The sequence below is a fragment of the Endozoicomonas sp. ALE010 genome (assembly GCF_049310165.1).
Lineage (GTDB): Bacteria > Pseudomonadota > Gammaproteobacteria > Pseudomonadales > Endozoicomonadaceae > Endozoicomonas.
This window is the reverse complement of the sequence record NZ_JBLYNV010000066.1, coordinates 12,836-29,949: the sequence shown is the minus strand read 5'-3', so window position 1 is coordinate 29,949 and position 17,114 is coordinate 12,836. Positions and strand designations below refer to the sequence as shown.

Here is a 17,114-nt window from a genome sequence, read left to right as displayed (position 1 = left end):
CTCAGGCTACAAATAAAGGAGGGCAGTGCTTGGGTAAGCGGAGGTGTTCACGCTTACCAGAATTAGCGTTCACGTTTACCAGAATATGCAGTTCTTGGTTGAATAGTTCTGTGGAAGTTCAATGGCCTTTTTGCTGGACTCATAATCGGCCTTACTCACAGTATGGAGTGAAGGGTCAATCTGCACTTTGCCCTGCATTCCTGCACACCCTGTCAGAATGGCAGCTGAAAGTGCGCAGACACAGAAATGTTTGATGCCAAAAGACATAATAATCTCGTGAATATGAAGGAGGAAAAAAAGAGCAGCTAAATAGCTGCTCTTTTATACTTTATCGGCCAGCGTAACTGATGGCGTTGTTGTAAATACCGTGGTATTTCTTCAGCATGGAGAGTGCATCAACGGTAAATGAGATCTGGTCACCGGCAAGGCTTGCACCCTTCATTGCGGAAGGCAATTTCATAGGATTGGACACCAGAGCTTTGATATCAATTTGCTGGACACTCTTCTGCAGCTTGTAAGCTTCAACTAACAGACCAAGAGACTGTTTCGTCATCTCGGAAGACGTATTCAGGAACGCGTCAAATTCTTTTTTCTCAGCTTCTGGCAGCTTTGCGTATTCTGCTTTGTAAGCTTCAGGATCGGTTTCAGCAAGTTTGGTCAGCTGGTTGTAACCTGCGAGTTCAACCTTCGTAATGTAGCTGTCTGTCAGTTTGATAGTTTTGTCAGTTCAAGTTACAAGCAATTGGCTCGACTCTGATTTGATTCTCAGGGCAATATTCTATGCTGAACTCCGCTTCTTCCGACGACTTCCAGCACTCTTTGCTTTGCCTTTTCGTTTAAACGGCTGGTTCGAAGGGGCAGGCAATCCGGCAACAGAGGGCAAGCCATCGTTCATGGTTTGCATCAATAACGCTCTCAGCTCCTGATCAAGCCCGCCCATAAAGGCACCGTAGCTGCCTTTTCGCTCAACAATGTCATTCAGAGAGGCTTCCCAGCGTGCGGTCATATCAGGCGTGGTCACTCTTTCCGGTAATGCGTTGACCAGGGCTCTGCCAGTGGCTGTTGCATGAATATTTCGGCCTTTGCGCTCCAGGAACTGGCGCTTGAACAAGAGTTCAATAATGCTGGCCCGGGTTGCCTCGGTTCCCAGGCCGTCGGTTTCACGGAGAATCTTGCGAATGTCTTTATCCTGAACAAATCGGGCGATGCCCGTCATGGCCGAAAGGAGTGTTGCATCATTAAATGGTTTGGGGGGCTGTGTCATTTTTTCCTTCAGCTCGGCTTCAGGACAATCAAGCACATCGCCTTTGGCCAGCTCAGGTAAAAAAGCACTCTCTTCATTATTTTCATCACCGACGGAACGCTGATGACTTTTGCCTGAATTCATCAGAACCTTCCACCCTTCCTCGACAGTCTGGCGGCTCCCGGCCCGGAAAAGGCCTTTTTCTATGTCGATATCGACGACTCTTTTTCTGAAAGTATGATCAGGATAAAACTGCGCAACATATTGTCTGGCAATTAATCCATACAACTTGCGATCCAGTTCAGACAATCGTTCAAGGTCCGTTCTCAGAGAGGTAGGAATAATACCGTGATGCGCCCCAACTTTTTTATCATTCCAGGCACTGGTTTTCCTTTCCGGCAACGCCTGATCCACCGCCTTCCCCAGCGAAGAGACATTGTGGCGAATCGTTGCCAACACTTCAGGTGCCTGGGATAAATGCTCTTCGGGCAGATAGCGACAGTCTGAACGGGGGTAAGTAATCAGTTTCTGCTCATAAAGACGCTGACAGCTATCAAGCACCGTCTTGGCATCCATACGCAGCTGCCTGGCAGCATCTATCTGCAGTGCCGACAACGAGTAGGGTAATGGCGGGGGTTCTTTGCCACGCTTATCTTCGACGCGTTTTACTGTCCCCTGCTTGCCGGTAATACGGTCCACCACATTCTGCGCCAGACGCCGATCCAGCACTCGCCCTTCCTCATCCATCCAGTTCTGGCAGGCTTCGCTGGGTAGCCATTTGGCTTTGAAGGTTTCCTCTTTTGCCGTTAACAAAGTGGCAAAAACCTCAAAGTACGGCTTAGGCTGAAAGTGTTCAATTTCGGCATCACGTCGGGCGACAAGACCCAGAATCGGTGTTTGCACCCGGCCGATGGAGAGCAGCCCATTAAAGCCAACCTTCCGGCCAAGCAATGTGCAGGCACGGGTCAGGTTAATACCGTAAAGCCAGTCTGCCCGGGAACGAGCCAGGGCAGAAACCGCCAGCGGTACAAACTCCTGGTTGGATCGCATCCGCCCAAGGGCCTGGGAAACGGCAGAAGGGTTCAGATCGCTGATTAATAAACGACGAACATCTTTTTTACGCTGGGCAGAGAGCTTCAGATAATCCAGCACTTCATCCACCAGCAACTGGCCTTCACGATCAGGGTCACCGGCATTGACAATAATATCAGCCCGTTTGAGCAGCTTATTGATCACTGATAACTGCCCACGCCCTCCCTTTCTGGGTCTCAATTTCCATTGCATGGGAACAATAGGCAGGTGCTCAAGCTTCCATGTTTTGAAGGCCGGATCATAGGCATCCGGCTCCTCCTGCTCAAGCAGGTGACCTATGCACCAGGTCACCACATCTCCTGAAGCAGACTCGATATAGCCTTCCTGTTTTTTCAGGGGCTTTTTCAAAACATCGGCAATGGCTCGCCCAAGGCTGGGCTTTTCGGCGATAAATAACCGCATTCAAAAACAGTCCGGCTGACAATGACTAAAATACTGTTTTTTTATACAGCATAATTCACCATTTAGCGAGCATTCATCCGTTTTCTTACCAGCCCAGGTAGAGTCGGCTGTTGTTATTTTTCCAAAGGTGTTTCGAGTCTTGCATCTGTTGATAAAGCTTTTCCTTACTCCTTTCCTGATCAGGCACCTGATCAACCAATCCTGATGGCAGGTTCTGGTTAATCTCTGTTACAGCATCAACACTGTGCACTGGCACAGTATTATCACCCACCTCCGCCATAGGTTCTGAACTGGAATCCCGACTGTGTTCTGAAGGCCCGGCATCTTCACCAACAGAGTCCTGACCATCAATAAATAGCTCCTCAGCCCACGGAAATGATAGATCTTCCTGAGGTACCTCATAATCTCTCTGTCCGGTGTCATCGGTGTTTACTTCCTCTGCGGGGCTGAGTACACCGGCAATATCGTCTTCAGCAACTGAAACAGAGGGCTCCAGAACTATGGCTGAATCCTCTTCCGAAACAGGCTCCGTGTAAGGTTCATCATCAGGCGGTCTGACAAAGCCACAGAGGCGATTGATGGCTTCTTGCTCATTTTCCAGTGTGTAGAAAATCTCATAAGGCGGTTCGCAAGTTATTGGGGTTTGGGGCTTGTGATCTGGATTATGACCAGCATGATTGTCAATAATGACATCCGGCACCCGGGGGTATTCAATGTCAAGATGGCAAATCGATATTCCGGTGCCTTTCTCCCTCTGCCCCTCTGCCAGATAACGGCCCAGAATCCCCTTAAATGGTATAAATTCATCAAAGTAAACCGCTTCAGCGTTCAGCGCCCTGCATAAATGAGCAACCCCCAGTTTCACAGGATCTTTAATAGCAGGTTTGACAAAATCAAGCCCATAGCCTTTAACCAGACTTAATACATGTTGTTCATTTATCTGATAACGAACGGTGATTTGGGGAAAGGTGATGATTATCCCATCGGCAGTAATACAAAGAATGTCCGTAACAGCCGCCGTCTCAGGCACAATGCTGATAACAAACCCTTCATCAGAAGGCCAGACTGGATAAACACCGGCAGGATAGACATCCTCATAAAATTGGTTTCCATTCCTGAATACTCCCACGCTTCCCTCCGTAACCTGGTAGAGAAAAGGAATATAAGAGTAGAAGTCAGAGGCTTCAGTTTTTTCACTGAACAACGGTAAAAAAAATACCAACAATAAGTAGTTAACCAAATGAAATCGTATTTTCTGACTAAGTGGGCAGTCACTCTGCGGCGTTACAACTACGGTCACATAGCTACGGCTATGCTCCCTACGTTGTGCCTTGCATAGTAACTGCCCACTTAGCCAGAAATATACGATTCCATTTGGCCAACTACTTAACAGCTTTAGTTTCTTTTCCACAATTTGGCTCCAGGTTTTAATAAAAATTTATCAGGTACAGTAGTTAACCACTTATAGCAAGACAATGAACCAGAACGTTAAAATTGAAAACCTGTGGGAGTTCACATAAAGCAATTTCAGGAAATAGCCGATGCAGTGCGAGAAGTTCACGATGCAACTCAACGCTTATAAGTAGTTATCTAATTATAAAAAATGGAACTTATCCTTTAAGTAGTGATCAAAGGATTGAATAGCAAACTATCATCCAATTTTTTGTTTAACTTTAAGGATAATGCATCATGTCCAGCGTAAATCCTAACAGTAATATTGCATATTCAAGTTTGGATATTGCCGATTCAAAAAATGATCAGCCAAACATCAATTCGTCTAAAGAAACCAGTGCGTCTTTTAATTCCAAAAACATCAATACTGTTAAAGAAACTTCAAGTTACTCCCTCCTTTCGTCAGCTTTCAATCTGACTGCAGGGGCCGTTTCATCCCTAGTTTCACTTGCTAACCGGGTAATTGCCGGAACCCCTCCTTCATATGAGGAAACCATCAAAAACGATGCTAAAGCTGACCTGGATGCTGCAATAGCTGCATTATATAAAAAACCTGTTCCTGATGAGATTGTACAATTTCTTGTTGAGGAACTTGCCAAACCATCAAGGGATAAGGTGCGCAAAGCTTTACTGGAAAATATGGAAGGCTTTGACAAACTTGATGAAGCAACTCAAAACCAACTGGTAGAACAGGGAAGAGAAATAGTACGTAACCTCCTCTTCAATGGTGACTTGGAATTTCCTGAAATAACTGACCCATCAGCCAGCCAGAATACGGTTAGTCACCGGCGACCTCAATCACTGCCCTTGTCTTGAGGTTTACAGGTAAGCTTGATCGGGTGTGAATCAACACACCCTTTTCAAAGTCATGACGCAAGCAAGGCAGCTGGCATAGCTTACGCATCCGTTAATATGACAAATCGGACCGTGATCAACGCGGCAAATCATGCTACTCACCGATCAGCCGAAAGATATGGTAATCTGAAAATACTTCCAAACCCCCGGTTACCAAGCCTATGGAACCTCTGGATTACCTTAAGAAACTGACCTGCGATCGCCCTGAGCCGGTAACCCGAGCCCGGCCCCGGGATCTGATTACCGAGACCGAGAGTAACCGTGGTCGTATAATTCAGTCAGCGGCCCTGCGCAGGCTTCAGCAGAAAACCCAGGTCTACCCACTGGAAACCAATGCAGCCGTCCGCAGTCGTCTTACCCACTCACTGGAAGTTCAGCAAACGGGCCGCTATCTGGCCAAAACTATTCTGGATCAACTAAAACAACATGGGGAGCTGGCAAAACTTGGTCTGGAAGGTATCGAAACGGCCTTTACCAATCTGGTAGAAATGTCCTGTCTGCTACACGACGTAGGGAACCCACCTTTTGGCCATTTTGGGGAAGCCGCGTTCAGCCGCTGGGTTCAGGATCATGGCGAAGCCTGCCATCACAAGGCAATGGCCAGACAATCCGCCGTCAATGGCCAAACCGGTCACTCAGAGCTTTTCTACGAGGTACTGTTACCGGATTTGTCCGTCTTTGAAGGCAACGCCCAGGGGCTGCGCATCATTCACAGCCTGCAGACACTCAACCTGACCTGGTCACAGCTGGCCGCCACCATCAAATACACCCGGGCACCTTATCAAAACCCGATAAGCGGATTTGCTTACCGTCAGAAAAAGCCCGGCTTCTACTATTCAGAACAGCGCCTTATCCAGGACATCTGGAAACATCTTGAGATACAGGAGAACTGTCGCTTTCCACTGGTCTACATCATGGAGGCAGCAGACGATATCTCTTACTGCATTGCCGATCTGGAAGATGCTGTTGATAAGGGCATTCTGTCATTCAGGGGTCTGAGCTTCTGGCTGAAAGAAGTGTGGCAGGAATTCACCGGCGAAAAGAGCCAATACCTGCCGGATATCATTAAAACCGCCGAAAATGTTGCCAAAGATAACCCACAAAACTTTATTCGCCATTTACGCTCACAGCTGGTCCGGGATCTGGTCAGCTATGCTGCCAACCGATACCTGCAGAAGCATAAGGAAGTTTTTCATGGGACGCTGGATGAACCATTAATTGATGGCGGCTCAGACCAGCATCTGGCACTGAAAACACTGAAAACCGTCGCCATACGACATGTGTTCAGTAGTCAGGAAAAAGAAACACCGGAACTGCGCGGATATGCGGCCCTGATGGGCTTGCTCGATATCTATCGCCCCATTCTGGAACTCCCCGGCACCGCATTCGCAAACCTCGATAATCTGGATGATAGCGAACACTTTATCGAGCATCGACTCAATCACCGACTGTCCCGGAAGTATAAAGCAGCCTATGTTCGGGCTGTGCATCAAATGCGTCAGGAACAGCATTCTCCCGCTGAACAGAACGATCTTGAATGGTATTTCCGGACGAGACTGATTCTGGACTATGTGGGTGGCATGACAGACTACTTCGTACTTACGGAGTATCAGAGCCTATCGGCAATTTAAACCATGAGGAACGCTTTTGCGTTCCTCCTTTCATGGTCTTCAGCCATTGGGCTCCTTCGTTCTCGAAGTATTTTCTGCTGGAATGATAGCCCATGTCATAGATAGACCGTAGCTGATCCGGCTTCACCATAAAAGCGCTGCAGTCCTCGATACCCTCCGGTGCCAATGACACCTCCGGCAAGTTGATATTGGAAAACTGCCGGGCAGAACTGTAAATCTGAAATACCCTGTCCAGTACATCAAAGGTGTTGGCGAAATGCTCACAGGGCCTGGACATAACCGGAGCAAGATACATCCCGATATGATGGCGACACTGGTCGTTAATCAGGTCTGAAGGATAGTTATTGATAATCCCGCCATCCGCATAGACGGTCCCCTGCCATTTAACCGGGGTAAACATGCCCGGATAAGCGGACGATGCCGTTAAAGCATTAATCAGTGGACCACTGTTAAATACCGTCTGCTGCGCTCTGTTCAAATCAGTAGCAACCACATACAGAGGTTTTTTCAATGATTCAAAACTATCTTCCGGGAAATAAGCCTGAAAATTTTTCGCGATCTTCTCTGAGTCAATCAATCCGAGTGCATTGAACGACAGGTTTCTAAAGCTGAACATTCGGGTCGAGACAAAGAAGTCCAGAATCTCTGCCGGTGCATATCCGGCACTGTGCAGAGCACCGACCATCGCACCACCGCTGGCACCGGAAATAATATCCGGCTCGATTCCATGCTCGTTCAGGTACTGCAGTAAGCCAATCTGAGCCATGCATTTTGCCCCACCACCGGACAGGGTCAGGCCCAACCGATAGGGTTTGCTTTTAAAAAGCTCTGTCGTGAACATGCTCATAGATGAAAGCGCCACCTCTGGAAAGTAACGTTGCTTGCAAAAAAACTGAAGCAGCCTCCTGGCCCTCGGAAAGTTTTTGCTCAAGCCGACATTATGTCATGAGCCCCGCTCTGGGCTAAAGTAAATCTCAACCGAATCCCTAGCCGCTGCGCTTATCAGTGTGGAAAGCGGCAATTGTCGCTGATCATGCTGGATTTTTGTGCTGCTAAAATCATCATATATTTCAATTGGTTACCAGGATGGGGCGGAGACCTTTCTCAAGGAGTTTGAAATAAAAGCACTGTTTTGCGTACAAAAACACTGGTTTTGAGGGAATTTCATCGTTTTTTTGTAACCAATCAGCAGCTCAGCGACGAGGGTATTTATCAGCCTCCAGCCGGAAAGTTCGACACCATCGAAGTGCTTGAAAATGGCAATGCCAGCCTGGTAAAACTGGACGGCAGCAGTGCCGAATTTGACCCGGTCGGAAGGCTTGTCGCCAGACGGGATGCCAATAAAAAAGAAGTACTGTACCGCTATGATGATGAAGATCGTCTGACTCAAATTGGCGATACCCATGGCCGGAGCCTCAACTTAACCTATGGGTTAAATGGGCGAGTCGCCACCGTGGGTGATCACTCTGGACGACAATGGGTATATGACTATGATGCCATCGGTAACCTGGTGTCAGTCACTGATCCCGTCGGCGGTGTAAGAAAGTACGATTACAAGGATTACCTGATTTCGACTGATCCGCAGAAATGGCACCAGCTTACCCGGATCACCGATGCCAGCGGTGTAGTTGTCACAGAGGTTACTTATAATGGGCATAAGGTAAGCTCCTATACTGAGGGTGCAAACCGATACTCGTATAACTATGATGGCAGGAGCAGTCGTGTCACCAAAACTGATAGCCTGAAAAGTGCCTGGACTTTTGTGTACGATAGCCATGGTCAAATTGTCACTGATACCAACCCTATGGGGCAATCTGTACTCCGCGAATACAACAGCAATGGCTATCAGCAGAAGCTCACCGACGCTGCTGGTAACCACTGGTCAAGCCAGTTTGATGCATTAGGCAGAAAGCTCAGTGCTGTCAATCCATATGAGCAAACGACGCAGCTTGAGTATAAAGGCGATAAGCCGTGGCCTGTGAAGGTAACCTCCCCCAGCGGCAGGGCCTCTCTTTTTACCTATGATGATTCAGGTAACCTGATAACGATGACAGACTCATCTGGAGCGGTGACGCAAATGAAGTGGTCTGATACCGGCTATCCTACTCAAAGACGCCCTCGGCAACACCGCCACCATGGCATGGAATGCACGGGGATTAATGCTCAGTGCCACCGACCCACTGGGCCGCACCACTCGTATTCAGTACGATGATCTGGGCAGGCCGGTGAAAACCCTGCGCCCCGATGGCCAGTCATCCACCGTCGTTTACGACGAACTGGACCGGGTCGTTGCCGCTACTGACGCACTCAACCAGACGACAAAGTTCAGCTACGATGCCGCAGGCCGCCTGCTTACCGTTACGGATGCCGCCGGGGGTGTTACTGCATTCCAGTATGACCAGTACGGCAGGCAGATCAGCGAAACCCGCCCCGATGGCAGCGCCATCACCCACACCTACCGGGCGGACAACCTGCTAGCCAGCAGCACCGACCCACGGGGTATTGAAACCACCTATCAATACGACGCGGCCAAGCGACTGATCCGGATCGATGCTCAGGGAGAAATCACCCAATACACCTACGATGCCAACGGTCGCATGCTCAGCGCCACCAACCCCGAAAGCCAGCTGAGCTGGAGCTACGACAAGGCCGGGCATACCCTTCAGGAAACCGCCGACGGCAGAACCATTGCCCTGCAATACAATGCCGAGAGCGAACCGGTGGAACAAACCATCGCCGGGGAAACCCTCAGCTATGCCTGGGACAAACGTGGCTTGTTAGCGGGCATGACCAGCCCCGATGGTACCCACACCTTTAACTGGGACGCCATTGGTCAGATGAAAGGCATCAATTACCCCAATGGTCGCACCAGCAACTGGGATTACGACGCCGCAGGCCAGCTGACCCGCCAGAACTACACCGATGTGGCCGGTATCGACTACGGCTATGAATACGACAGTAACGGCCTGCTTACTCAGCGAACTGGCGACGGTGCCCAGTGGTCTTACAAGTACGACTCCATCGACCGACTGGTCAGCGCAACCCACGGTGCAGAAACCTATAACTACCAATACGATGCCCTGGGCAACCGGCTGGAAGCCGGGCAACAATACGACGCCTTCAACAAATTACTGGAAGACAGCACCCATACCTATCAGTACGACGCCGCTGGCAACCTGGTGAAGAAAATCAGCAAGCCGGACAACCGCTACGAAACCTTTGGCTACAACCACCGTGGTCGTCTGGTGCGGTTTGAAGCCTTCGCTGCCGGTGCCACTACGCCAGCCACCATCGCTGAATACGCTCACGATGCGTTAGGCCGCCGGGTGCTGAAAACCGTTAACGGCACAGCGACTCGCTTCCAGTGGCAGGGAACAGCGTTGTTGCGGAATACGACAGTAACGATACACTAATCAAGCAGTACCGTTATGCCCTGGGTTTTGCACCATTGCAGTACAAAACGACGGAGGGTGTGTATGATGTGCATGCAGACCAGCTGTCCACTCCCAGAGCCATGACCGATCAGGCAGGCAGCACCGCCCGGGCAACCAGCCTCTCACCTTATGGCGTGGCAGATATCACCCGTGGTGAAAGCCTTGGGTTCAATATCCGCTTCCCCGGCCAGTATGCGGATGGTGAGAGTGGGTTGTATTACAACCGGTTCAGGGATTATGCGCCGGGCAGTGGGCGGTATGTGCAGAGTGATCCGATTGGGTTACTGGGTGGTGTGAATTTATTTGTTTATGGATTAGCAAACCCGATTTCACAAGTGGATTTATATGGCTTGTGGTCCTTTGGTGTTGAGGCCTATTTAGGCATTGGAGGTGGCGTTAATGTTGCCTACTCTGGTGGAACTCTGGAAGTTACAGGAAGGCTTGGAGTAGGTATTGGAGGAGGAGCCTCTATTGATCCATATGGCACACCTTCGCCACATTCTGAAGCATGTGGTTCTGGCTATATTGCAAGAACTTCTTTTACTGCTTCTGCTGGAGTTGGATATGGGCCTGTGAGCCGAGGTGTTACTGCGTCAGCTACCAGTGGGAATGCTATTACAACACCAGTTGGAGGGTGGTTCACGCAAAGGTCTGATTGGGGCGGAATTGATGGTAACAATACCATGGGACTTGGTGCACGGCTGGGCGTATCTGCAGGTGTAGAAATTGGGAGTTACTCAAATTGGTAAAATTACCTGTTATTACTGGCAAAGTAAAAATTGTTATTGTTTTATTCTTGCTAGTCGCTGGCTTTCAAGCTTTGGTTAGATACTCGCTTGATAATGATCCAAAGAGAGAAAGTATCCAGCTGTGGGTGCTCAGCAAACAAGAGGTTATGCGCCTGGTTGGTGAAAATGCGGCGGCTAAATTAAAAGAAAAAATTAGTGTACATGCATCTCCTGAAAAATCTGCGTATGAGAAATATACGTTCCACATTATTGGTTCAAGGGGGAGGCACTAGTTACTGTAATTGTTGACTCCAGTGACAGTTACGAGCTAGAAAAAGTTGTGGCTTTAGAGATGAAATAAAGCACCCTGAGTATCGCTTCCATGTTCGGCATGGAAGCCTTTCTTCCTTCACATCAACGCCAGATCCACCAATAGTTTTTCAGCACTTTGTTTTTGCCTCATGAAAGCAATGATGAATGCCGTCCCTGTTGATTCATCAAAACGATAAATCACTTTGTAGTTCTGCATCAGGTTCAGTTGCCAGTAGTCGTGGATGCCAATCAGTGCCAGTTCCGGGCATACCGGGCGTATAGCAACTTCTTTTATCCGCTGTTCTGTGTTGATAAGTAGCTCAGTCAACAGTGCGTTTAACTCTTCTTCCTCAAAAAAAGCACTCATATAGCCTTTTAACAGACTGAGGGTTTGAAAACCGGTTTCAGTGATTGTTACGATGACCGGCTCATTCATTACGTAATCTCTGGATCGCCTCTTCCGTGGATAGGGTTTCGCCCTGGCGTATGTCTCGTTCTGCCCGATTGACCAGCTTAAGCAGGGCAATGGCTTCATCCCGCATTTTGGCTTCCTGTTCGGAGTAGATTCGATAAACCGGCAAGCCATGCTGGGTGATTCTCAGCGGGCCATCATCCACATTGAGTTTGGCGGCATTTTGCTTCAGGTAGCTTAACGTCTGGGTTTCCATGGACTTTTCCTTTAATGGTCTATTAATAGACTGATTATAGACCATATTCGATTTGGTGTTCAGGGTTGTGAAGTTTCATTGGGTCGCTTTTTCATTGGTTGGCAGGCTGCCAGTGCTGAGTATTGAGTCTCAGAACTTCAGTGTTTGCTATGGAGAGTGAATTTGCCGGTGTTACCCGCATGCAGGATGCATTACCATAACTGCTTGAACGACAAAGTAATGATAATAACGTAAAGATGTCACTATGATACCGGGCTGTTCAGAATCAACAGGCCAGAAAGGATTCACTCTCATCGAGCTACTGGTGTGGTTGTGATTACGGGTGTCTTACTCAGCCTTACCTTAATCAATCGGCTTCAGAACCACCATGAAAATTTACCCGCTGCCCAGGCGCAGCGGCTGATCGTGATGATGACCAGCGCCAGGGATCAAGCGGTGGCGCAAAACCGTGAGCTGGGGTTGTCGATTGACGATGGGAATCTTTATGTGGTGGCAGCTTAATGACAATCGTATGCGCTGGCAGCCTGTTGCAGAACCCTCTTTTCAGCCATACCGCCTACCGGAAAATCTGTTGGTCCGTTTGAGCGTGAGCCATTTCCAGGAGCCAGTTAACACTGGCGAAGCCGTTATCCCTGATCTGGTTTTCTTTCGTGACCGACAGGTGACGCCTTTTCAATTAAGTATCTCAGGCTCTGGTGATGCCAAGCGTATCACTATAGGCAGCGACGGTTTATCTGATGTTGCTATCATGGAGTAAGCACAAAGGGCTCACGCTGATGGAAGTGATGGTGGCTTTGGTTATTTTTTCTGCTACTGCTGCCATGTTGGTGCTGACTGACGGAAATACCGCCAAACAAACCCGGCATGTGCGCACCAGGCTGCTTGCCGCACAAGTTGCTCATTATTATTTGAACTCTGCCTACGCGGAACCGTGGCGTGTGGTGATTGGGCAGCGGGCGGAGCATCGGCAGCAGTTGGGCTATTCGTGGTTTGTGGTACAGCAGGTTACGCCGACTTCTTCACCATTGCTGAGCCACTTACCCGGTATTGGTCATCAGTGTTTCGACGTACTTTTTCGGGGTCGGGGATGGATGGGGGAATCTGGAAGTTTTTGCAGATGGGGTTCTGGCAGCAATTGACCTGAATTCCTTCTACCGGCTCAGGCACCCTTGGTATTTTTACAGCAGAAGATATCTTGGGCAAAACTACGCTCCCTGTACATGCAAAAAACTCCTTTTTTTACAGTGTAGCAAGGGATATTTATAACGTCATTTCACCCGTATTAGGGAAGCGGCTTGAACCGAATCCAGACAAGTCATAATATCGCCAATAATTTCCAGGGGAGGCAAGGAGATGACCGAACAACAGGAAACCCATCCGTTTACGCTGCACGATACCCGTGTTCCCCGTTTTATCTATGGCACGGCCTGGAAAGAACAGGCCACCTCCGAGCTGACACTGAAAGCCCTGAATAACGGTTTCACAGCCATAGACACCGCCAATCAGCGCAAACATTATTTTGAGCAAGGGGTTGGGGAAGCTCTGCAGAACTTTTACCAAACCAGTGGCAAGTGCCGTGAAGACCTCTTCCTGCAAACGAAATTTACCTACGCTGAAGGACAGGACAACCGTCTGCCCTACCATCCTGAAGCCGATACCAAAACTCAGGTTGAGCAGTCCCTTCTCTCATCATTGGAGCACTTGAACACGGATTACCTTGATGCTTATCTGCTGCATGGTCCATCCCGGTCACATGGACTCAGTGACCGGGACTTTGCCGTCTGGGAAGCAATGGAAGGCTTCTATCGGTCCGGCCAAATCAAACTTCTGGGGGTCAGCAATGTAAATCACCAACAGCTGGAGCTCCTGAACCACCATGCGGCGATCAAGCCCATGCTGGTGCAGAACCGCTGCTTTGCCAGAACCGGATGGGACGCCAATATCCGTGCGCTATGCCATCGACATAACATTCTTTACCAGGGGTTTTCGTTACTGACAGCCAACACCCAACTGTTGGCAATGCCTGAATGTCAGACCATTATGAAGAGGACAGGATTAACCGGACCACAGGTCATTTTTCAGGCAGCATTAAAAATGGGGATGATTGTCTTAACAGGCACCAGTGATACAAAACACATGCAACAGGATCTGAATTGTTTGCAGACGCCACTGACGGATGATGAAGTGAATATGATAGAACAACTGATGGCTTAAAATTCAGGCGACATCTCTGAAAATAAAAAAAAAAGCCAGCATGATGCTGGCCAATAAAAAAACAAATCTGGTCGGGGTAGAGAGATTCGAACTCCCGACATCCTGCTCCCAAAGCAGGCGCGCTACCAGACTGCGCTATACCCCGAAATTCATAACCAGGTTATGAATAAAAACAGTGTTCCGGACATCATGGACAGTGATACTTCCTGAAACACCGCCATACCGGAACGGTTGATACTTTAGCAAACCACCCATCTTTTTACAGTGGTGATTTCCGCAAATTAGCTGCGGAATATACTTCAGGCAACAAAAAAGCCCATACTCAAGAGCATGGGCTTTACCTGATCTGGTCGGGGTAGAGAGATTCGAACTCCCGACATCCTGCTCCCAAAGCAGGCGCGCTACCAGACTGCGCTATACCCCGTTAACTCACCGCTACTGCAACCGACGTTGCGCTGAGCCAGTGGAGGCGTATTATCCCTATTTTCCGAACGCCGTCAACTGCCATTGAGGTTTTTATGGTCAATTTAATAACTATGGCTCCCAGTCATATTTATCAATGCTATTGATTGTCAGGCCAGCATCAATATCACCATTCAGAGAGACATCCACAGAATAATTAACCAGACGACCCTGCACACCACCGATCACCAGCAGAGACTGTCCCTGAAAATCATAGCCAGCGCCTAATTCCGCCTGCCAGTCAATCTCACCCCGAACACCTTTCAGGAGGAACTTATCAAAGCCATCGGTGAAGTGATAAGAGAGGGAAAGATCAACACCGGTTACATCCTTAATACCATCCACATCTACGCTACGAACTCCGATAATGGCTGAGGGTATCCAGCCATGCTTTACGGTCCAGCCCAACCCGGCGTAGACATGGTTATCATTCTGGGCTGCAGCCGCAGTATTGGTCTGCAACAATACTGTTGCCATAATAGCCGTTATCAAGCCTTTTATTGTCCGGGACATGTCGCCACCCCCTTTTTTTCAGGCAATATATATTTGCTTATACGCGCTTCCAACTCTACCTGACTGGTAAAAATTAGCAATGCAAGGCAAGAGCTGAAGATTTGTGGCGAAATGCTTTTTCTTTCTCCCGGTAAAAGTTGCCATCCATAGCAAACACTCCATTCCCTGAAGATAAAAAACTCAGTGTGATTCGTTTCTGGCCAGCACCGGGCATTGATCACTGGAATCATTGGCAACGGGCTGATAGTACTGACGCTCAAGCCAGTCTAATGCTTCCTGAAATGCAAGGTCGCCGTAGTCTGAATAGCTAAAACGACGAGTTTCGTGTATTTTCGAACAATCAGGTTTTACCAGATGCGCCTGCCAACCTGCCTGCCCATCTCTGAGCGTATATTTCTCAATTCTCAACATTGCTGATGATAGTTTCCGTTCTTAATTTTGACTGTGCACGATCACTTTTATTGGTGTTGTTAATGCCATCAACAAGGGCAGATTAACACTGAAAAGATGACAGAATCGTGACAGTCAATGACCAATCAACAGGCTGATTATTAGACAAATTATCAATACGCATATTGATACGTATCAATACCTGGCAATTAATTAGTCGTTAAACCCTGTGGCTTCGGGTATCTATTATCTTGTCCGCAATGATTCCTGCCCAGACCTGACACCCTGACTCATTAGGGTGATAACCATCTTCCGCCATCAACGAAGCGTCAGGATTCGTGCCACTGTGGATATACGTCCAATCCTCCTGCTGGCAAAGCTTCTGCAACTGTCTGTCCAGCAAGTAGGCCTTTGCTCCCAACAACCAGCTTAATGGGGCTGGAATCAGGGGAAACCGGTTGATCTTTGGAATTGATGTGATAAATACCCTGGTATTGTCGGAAGCAAAGCGATGGACACACGCCTGCATATGTTTATTGAATTCCGAGCCTGAGGTAAATCTGGTCGTATCATTGACGCCAAAGCTGATGATCAACAGATCCGGTTCTTTAATGGTCGCCTCAAAGGTTAATGAGTCGAACACTCTGGCACCATTTTTTGCCAGTATTTCCCAATCAAACTCCACACCCCGATCCTGAGTCAGGTTCCTGATAACCTGGTGGGTCAGCCCCTGTCTTATCTCTGCCACCCCCACCCCGGCGACAGGGCTTTCACCCACATGAACAATTGAAAAATCCGAGCCTCTGGCCTGCAGCCGTTTACCACTGGCCTCGGGCAGGCGAAGTGCACTTCTTTTTAAATGGACGCCCTGGCAGATTGCGATAGAAAGAAGCAATAGACAACATAAAACGGTGCTTACCAATCCAATAAGTTCAAACATCAAAATAGCCGTTGTGCATTTTTATTGTTGATTCATTTAAACCGATGCCCGGTGATTTTGCAGACTTTAGACCAGGAAAACAATGGCAAATCCATGCTGACCAAGCCTTGTCAGCTTATGGTCACAGAAACAGGTGGCTGGCCCTGCTCAAGGACCAGGTTCACTTTTTCAATGGCTAAAGGTTAAACAACACACTCATACATTCAGGCCAGGGCTGGCAGCCACCTTCAGAGGCGACCAATGCAGGGATACCGAGACTGATCCCCATATAAAGCCCGATACCCACCCCATTGGCAATAATATCGCCAAAACTGAAACGGCGATAACGGGTCATGTGCTGACAGACCTCGATAAACACGCCAAACGCCATCAGCCCTGCCGGTTTCCACCAGCAGACGCTGGCCGCTGGAAATGCCAGATCGATCAGCAGAGAGAGCACCATAAAGGTGAGCACATGTTTCACCTTATCATTGATAAAACGGGTGGGGTCCCATTTGCCAGGTATCAATGACATAAACAGGGCAAAAGCCAGGGCACACAAAGAGAGGATTTGCCAGGTTGAAGGGGGAGTTGCCTGAAGTGAAGTAATCAGTTCATTCATTGGATGGCCCTGAGTTAGAGGTTGTAACAGGTCATCGGCCAATGGGCGTTGGGGTTGATGGCACTTAACATTCCTGTTTAAGGCCTGGTGTTAAGCTTACCCCTCCACTCAATCATAAACATTGGAGTCTTTGTCATTAACGATATTGTATGGTTTGTTCCTTACTGATTGTTGAAA

Annotated in this window: 21 protein-coding genes and 2 tRNA genes; 11 read left to right on the top strand and 12 right to left on the bottom strand. The window is 48.6% G+C overall.

The genetic code is table 11. The features are described from left to right. Positions 1–328 precede the first annotated feature (328 nt). The 3 genes from ACO6UY_RS20545 to ACO6UY_RS20535 form a co-directional block, all read right to left on the bottom strand. Entirely contained in the window at positions 329–553 is a 225-nt protein-coding gene (locus ACO6UY_RS20545; protein ID WP_422449007.1) for a hypothetical protein, read from the bottom strand. Between the two features lie 225 nt (positions 554–778). Further along, the gene (locus ACO6UY_RS20540) at positions 779–2,737 is read right to left on the bottom strand and encodes a DNA topoisomerase III (protein ID WP_422449009.1); all 1,959 of its coding nucleotides are present in this window, start codon (positions 2,735–2,737) and stop codon (positions 779–781) included. An 85-nt stretch (positions 2,738–2,822) separates the two neighbouring features. After that, positions 2,823–3,866, bottom strand: a complete 1,044-nt coding sequence (locus ACO6UY_RS20535) for a hypothetical protein (RefSeq protein ID WP_422449011.1) — start codon at positions 3,864–3,866, stop codon at positions 2,823–2,825. Positions 3,867–4,426: 560 nt separating this feature from the next. On the opposite strand from ACO6UY_RS20535, the gene ACO6UY_RS20530 reads away from it, so the two are divergent. Then, positions 4,427–5,005: a hypothetical protein gene (locus ACO6UY_RS20530; RefSeq protein WP_422491042.1), complete on the top strand. Its 579-nt coding sequence runs from the start codon at positions 4,427–4,429 to the stop codon at positions 5,003–5,005. Between the two features lie 200 nt (positions 5,006–5,205). Next, the gene (gene dgt, locus ACO6UY_RS20525; RefSeq protein WP_422449013.1) at positions 5,206–6,675 is read left to right on the top strand and encodes a dGTPase; all 1,470 of its coding nucleotides are present in this window, start codon (positions 5,206–5,208) and stop codon (positions 6,673–6,675) included. Here the strand turns inward: dgt and ACO6UY_RS20520 are convergent. Beyond that, complete coding sequence (locus ACO6UY_RS20520) at positions 6,644–7,522, bottom strand: patatin-like phospholipase family protein (protein ID WP_422449015.1); 879 nt, start codon at positions 7,520–7,522, stop codon at positions 6,644–6,646. The genes dgt and ACO6UY_RS20520 overlap by 32 nt on opposite strands. A 285-nt stretch (positions 7,523–7,807) precedes the next feature. Here ACO6UY_RS20520 and ACO6UY_RS20515 point away from each other — a divergent pair, with 285 nt between their 5' ends. Genes ACO6UY_RS20515 through ACO6UY_RS20500 form a run of 4 tightly spaced genes read left to right on the top strand, consistent with a single transcriptional unit; the run spans position 7,808 to position 11,130 of the window. Beyond that, positions 7,808–8,887, top strand: coding sequence for a hypothetical protein (locus ACO6UY_RS20515; RefSeq protein WP_422449017.1), 1,080 nt, complete (start codon positions 7,808–7,810; stop codon positions 8,885–8,887). After that, complete coding sequence (locus ACO6UY_RS20510; protein ID WP_422491040.1) at positions 8,835–10,088, top strand: hypothetical protein; 1,254 nt, start codon at positions 8,835–8,837, stop codon at positions 10,086–10,088. The genes ACO6UY_RS20515 and ACO6UY_RS20510 overlap by 53 nt, the downstream gene beginning before the upstream one ends. Continuing rightward, positions 10,040–10,858, top strand: a complete 819-nt coding sequence (locus ACO6UY_RS20505; RefSeq protein ID WP_422491038.1) for an RHS repeat-associated core domain-containing protein — start codon at positions 10,040–10,042, stop codon at positions 10,856–10,858. Before ACO6UY_RS20510 ends, ACO6UY_RS20505 begins: the two co-directional genes overlap by 49 nt. After that, on the top strand, positions 10,852–11,130 hold the full coding sequence (locus ACO6UY_RS20500; protein WP_422491036.1) for a hypothetical protein: 279 nt from the start codon (positions 10,852–10,854) through the stop codon (positions 11,128–11,130). The genes ACO6UY_RS20505 and ACO6UY_RS20500 overlap by 7 nt, the downstream gene beginning before the upstream one ends. A 116-nt stretch (positions 11,131–11,246) precedes the next feature. Here ACO6UY_RS20500 and ACO6UY_RS20495 read toward each other — a convergent pair whose 3' ends face one another. After that, positions 11,247–11,585, bottom strand: coding sequence for a hypothetical protein (locus ACO6UY_RS20495; protein ID WP_422449023.1), 339 nt, complete (start codon positions 11,583–11,585; stop codon positions 11,247–11,249). Continuing rightward, positions 11,578–11,817: a hypothetical protein gene (locus tag ACO6UY_RS20490; RefSeq protein WP_422449025.1), complete on the bottom strand. Its 240-nt coding sequence runs from the start codon at positions 11,815–11,817 to the stop codon at positions 11,578–11,580. Before ACO6UY_RS20490 ends, ACO6UY_RS20495 begins: the two co-directional genes overlap by 8 nt. A gap of 244 nt (positions 11,818–12,061) precedes the next feature. On the opposite strand from ACO6UY_RS20490, the gene ACO6UY_RS20485 reads away from it, so the two are divergent. The 5 genes from ACO6UY_RS20485 to ACO6UY_RS20465 all read left to right on the top strand — a co-directional run bounded on the left by ACO6UY_RS20485 (position 12,062) and on the right by ACO6UY_RS20465 (position 14,031). After that, positions 12,062–12,133 (top strand): type II secretion system protein, encoded by a 72-nt coding sequence (locus ACO6UY_RS20485; protein WP_422449565.1) that lies wholly within the window; start codon positions 12,062–12,064, stop codon positions 12,131–12,133. Then, on the top strand, positions 12,130–12,318 hold the full coding sequence (locus ACO6UY_RS20480) for a hypothetical protein (RefSeq protein WP_422465427.1): 189 nt from the start codon (positions 12,130–12,132) through the stop codon (positions 12,316–12,318). Before ACO6UY_RS20485 ends, ACO6UY_RS20480 begins: the two co-directional genes overlap by 4 nt. 10 nt (positions 12,319–12,328) lie before the next feature. Beyond that, on the top strand, positions 12,329–12,574 hold the full coding sequence (locus ACO6UY_RS20475) for a hypothetical protein (protein WP_422491035.1): 246 nt from the start codon (positions 12,329–12,331) through the stop codon (positions 12,572–12,574). Next, positions 12,555–12,956 (top strand): type II secretion system protein, encoded by a 402-nt coding sequence (locus tag ACO6UY_RS20470; protein WP_422465431.1) that lies wholly within the window; start codon positions 12,555–12,557, stop codon positions 12,954–12,956. Before ACO6UY_RS20475 ends, ACO6UY_RS20470 begins: the two co-directional genes overlap by 20 nt. A gap of 214 nt (positions 12,957–13,170) precedes the next feature. Next, on the top strand, positions 13,171–14,031 hold the full coding sequence (locus ACO6UY_RS20465; RefSeq protein WP_422459426.1) for an aldo/keto reductase family protein: 861 nt from the start codon (positions 13,171–13,173) through the stop codon (positions 14,029–14,031). 68 nt (positions 14,032–14,099) lie between these two features. Here ACO6UY_RS20465 and ACO6UY_RS20460 read toward each other — a convergent pair. The 6 genes from ACO6UY_RS20460 to ACO6UY_RS20435 all read right to left on the bottom strand — a co-directional run bounded on the left by ACO6UY_RS20460 (position 14,100) and on the right by ACO6UY_RS20435 (position 16,937). Then, a tRNA-Pro gene (locus tag ACO6UY_RS20460) sits at positions 14,100–14,176 on the bottom strand. A gap of 202 nt (positions 14,177–14,378) precedes the next feature. Then, positions 14,379–14,455 (bottom strand) — tRNA-Pro (locus ACO6UY_RS20455). A gap of 110 nt (positions 14,456–14,565) precedes the next feature. After that, the gene (locus ACO6UY_RS20450) at positions 14,566–15,006 is read right to left on the bottom strand and encodes a hypothetical protein (protein WP_422449033.1); all 441 of its coding nucleotides are present in this window, start codon (positions 15,004–15,006) and stop codon (positions 14,566–14,568) included. 180 nt (positions 15,007–15,186) lie between these two features. Beyond that, positions 15,187–15,417, bottom strand: coding sequence for a hypothetical protein (locus ACO6UY_RS20445; RefSeq protein WP_422449035.1), 231 nt, complete (start codon positions 15,415–15,417; stop codon positions 15,187–15,189). A 199-nt stretch (positions 15,418–15,616) separates the two neighbouring features. Continuing rightward, positions 15,617–16,336, bottom strand: a complete 720-nt coding sequence (locus ACO6UY_RS20440; protein WP_422449037.1) for an SGNH/GDSL hydrolase family protein — start codon at positions 16,334–16,336, stop codon at positions 15,617–15,619. Between the two features lie 175 nt (positions 16,337–16,511). Further along, positions 16,512–16,937, bottom strand: coding sequence for a VanZ family protein (locus tag ACO6UY_RS20435; protein WP_422449039.1), 426 nt, complete (start codon positions 16,935–16,937; stop codon positions 16,512–16,514). Between the last annotated feature and the right edge of the window lie 177 nt (positions 16,938–17,114).

Excerpts from the sequence above, each read along its gene's own strand:
- ACO6UY_RS20545 (WP_422449007.1), bottom strand. The coding sequence starts at position 553 with ATGACGAAACAGTCTCTTGGTCTGTTAGTTGAAGCTTACAAGCTGCAG.
- ACO6UY_RS20540 (WP_422449009.1), bottom strand. The coding sequence starts at position 2,737 with ATGCGGTTATTTATCGCCGAAAAGCCCAGCCTTGGGCGAGCCATTGCC.
- ACO6UY_RS20530 (WP_422491042.1), top strand. The coding sequence starts at position 4,427 with ATGTCCAGCGTAAATCCTAACAGTAATATTGCATATTCAAGTTTGGAT.
- dgt (WP_422449013.1), top strand. The coding sequence starts at position 5,206 with ATGGAACCTCTGGATTACCTTAAGAAACTGACCTGCGATCGCCCTGAG.
- ACO6UY_RS20520 (WP_422449015.1), bottom strand. The coding sequence starts at position 7,522 with ATGAGCATGTTCACGACAGAGCTTTTTAAAAGCAAACCCTATCGGTTG.
- ACO6UY_RS20510 (WP_422491040.1), top strand. The coding sequence starts at position 8,835 with ATGCTCAGTGCCACCGACCCACTGGGCCGCACCACTCGTATTCAGTAC.
- ACO6UY_RS20495 (WP_422449023.1), bottom strand. The coding sequence starts at position 11,585 with ATGAATGAGCCGGTCATCGTAACAATCACTGAAACCGGTTTTCAAACC.
- ACO6UY_RS20490 (WP_422449025.1), bottom strand. The coding sequence starts at position 11,817 with ATGGAAACCCAGACGTTAAGCTACCTGAAGCAAAATGCCGCCAAACTC.
- ACO6UY_RS20475 (WP_422491035.1), top strand. The coding sequence starts at position 12,329 with ATGCGCTGGCAGCCTGTTGCAGAACCCTCTTTTCAGCCATACCGCCTA.
- ACO6UY_RS20470 (WP_422465431.1), top strand. The coding sequence starts at position 12,555 with ATGTTGCTATCATGGAGTAAGCACAAAGGGCTCACGCTGATGGAAGTG.
- ACO6UY_RS20465 (WP_422459426.1), top strand. The coding sequence starts at position 13,171 with ATGACCGAACAACAGGAAACCCATCCGTTTACGCTGCACGATACCCGT.
- ACO6UY_RS20450 (WP_422449033.1), bottom strand. The coding sequence starts at position 15,006 with ATGTCCCGGACAATAAAAGGCTTGATAACGGCTATTATGGCAACAGTA.
- ACO6UY_RS20445 (WP_422449035.1), bottom strand. The coding sequence starts at position 15,417 with ATGTTGAGAATTGAGAAATATACGCTCAGAGATGGGCAGGCAGGTTGG.
- ACO6UY_RS20440 (WP_422449037.1), bottom strand. The coding sequence starts at position 16,336 with ATGTTTGAACTTATTGGATTGGTAAGCACCGTTTTATGTTGTCTATTG.
- ACO6UY_RS20435 (WP_422449039.1), bottom strand. The coding sequence starts at position 16,937 with ATGAATGAACTGATTACTTCACTTCAGGCAACTCCCCCTTCAACCTGG.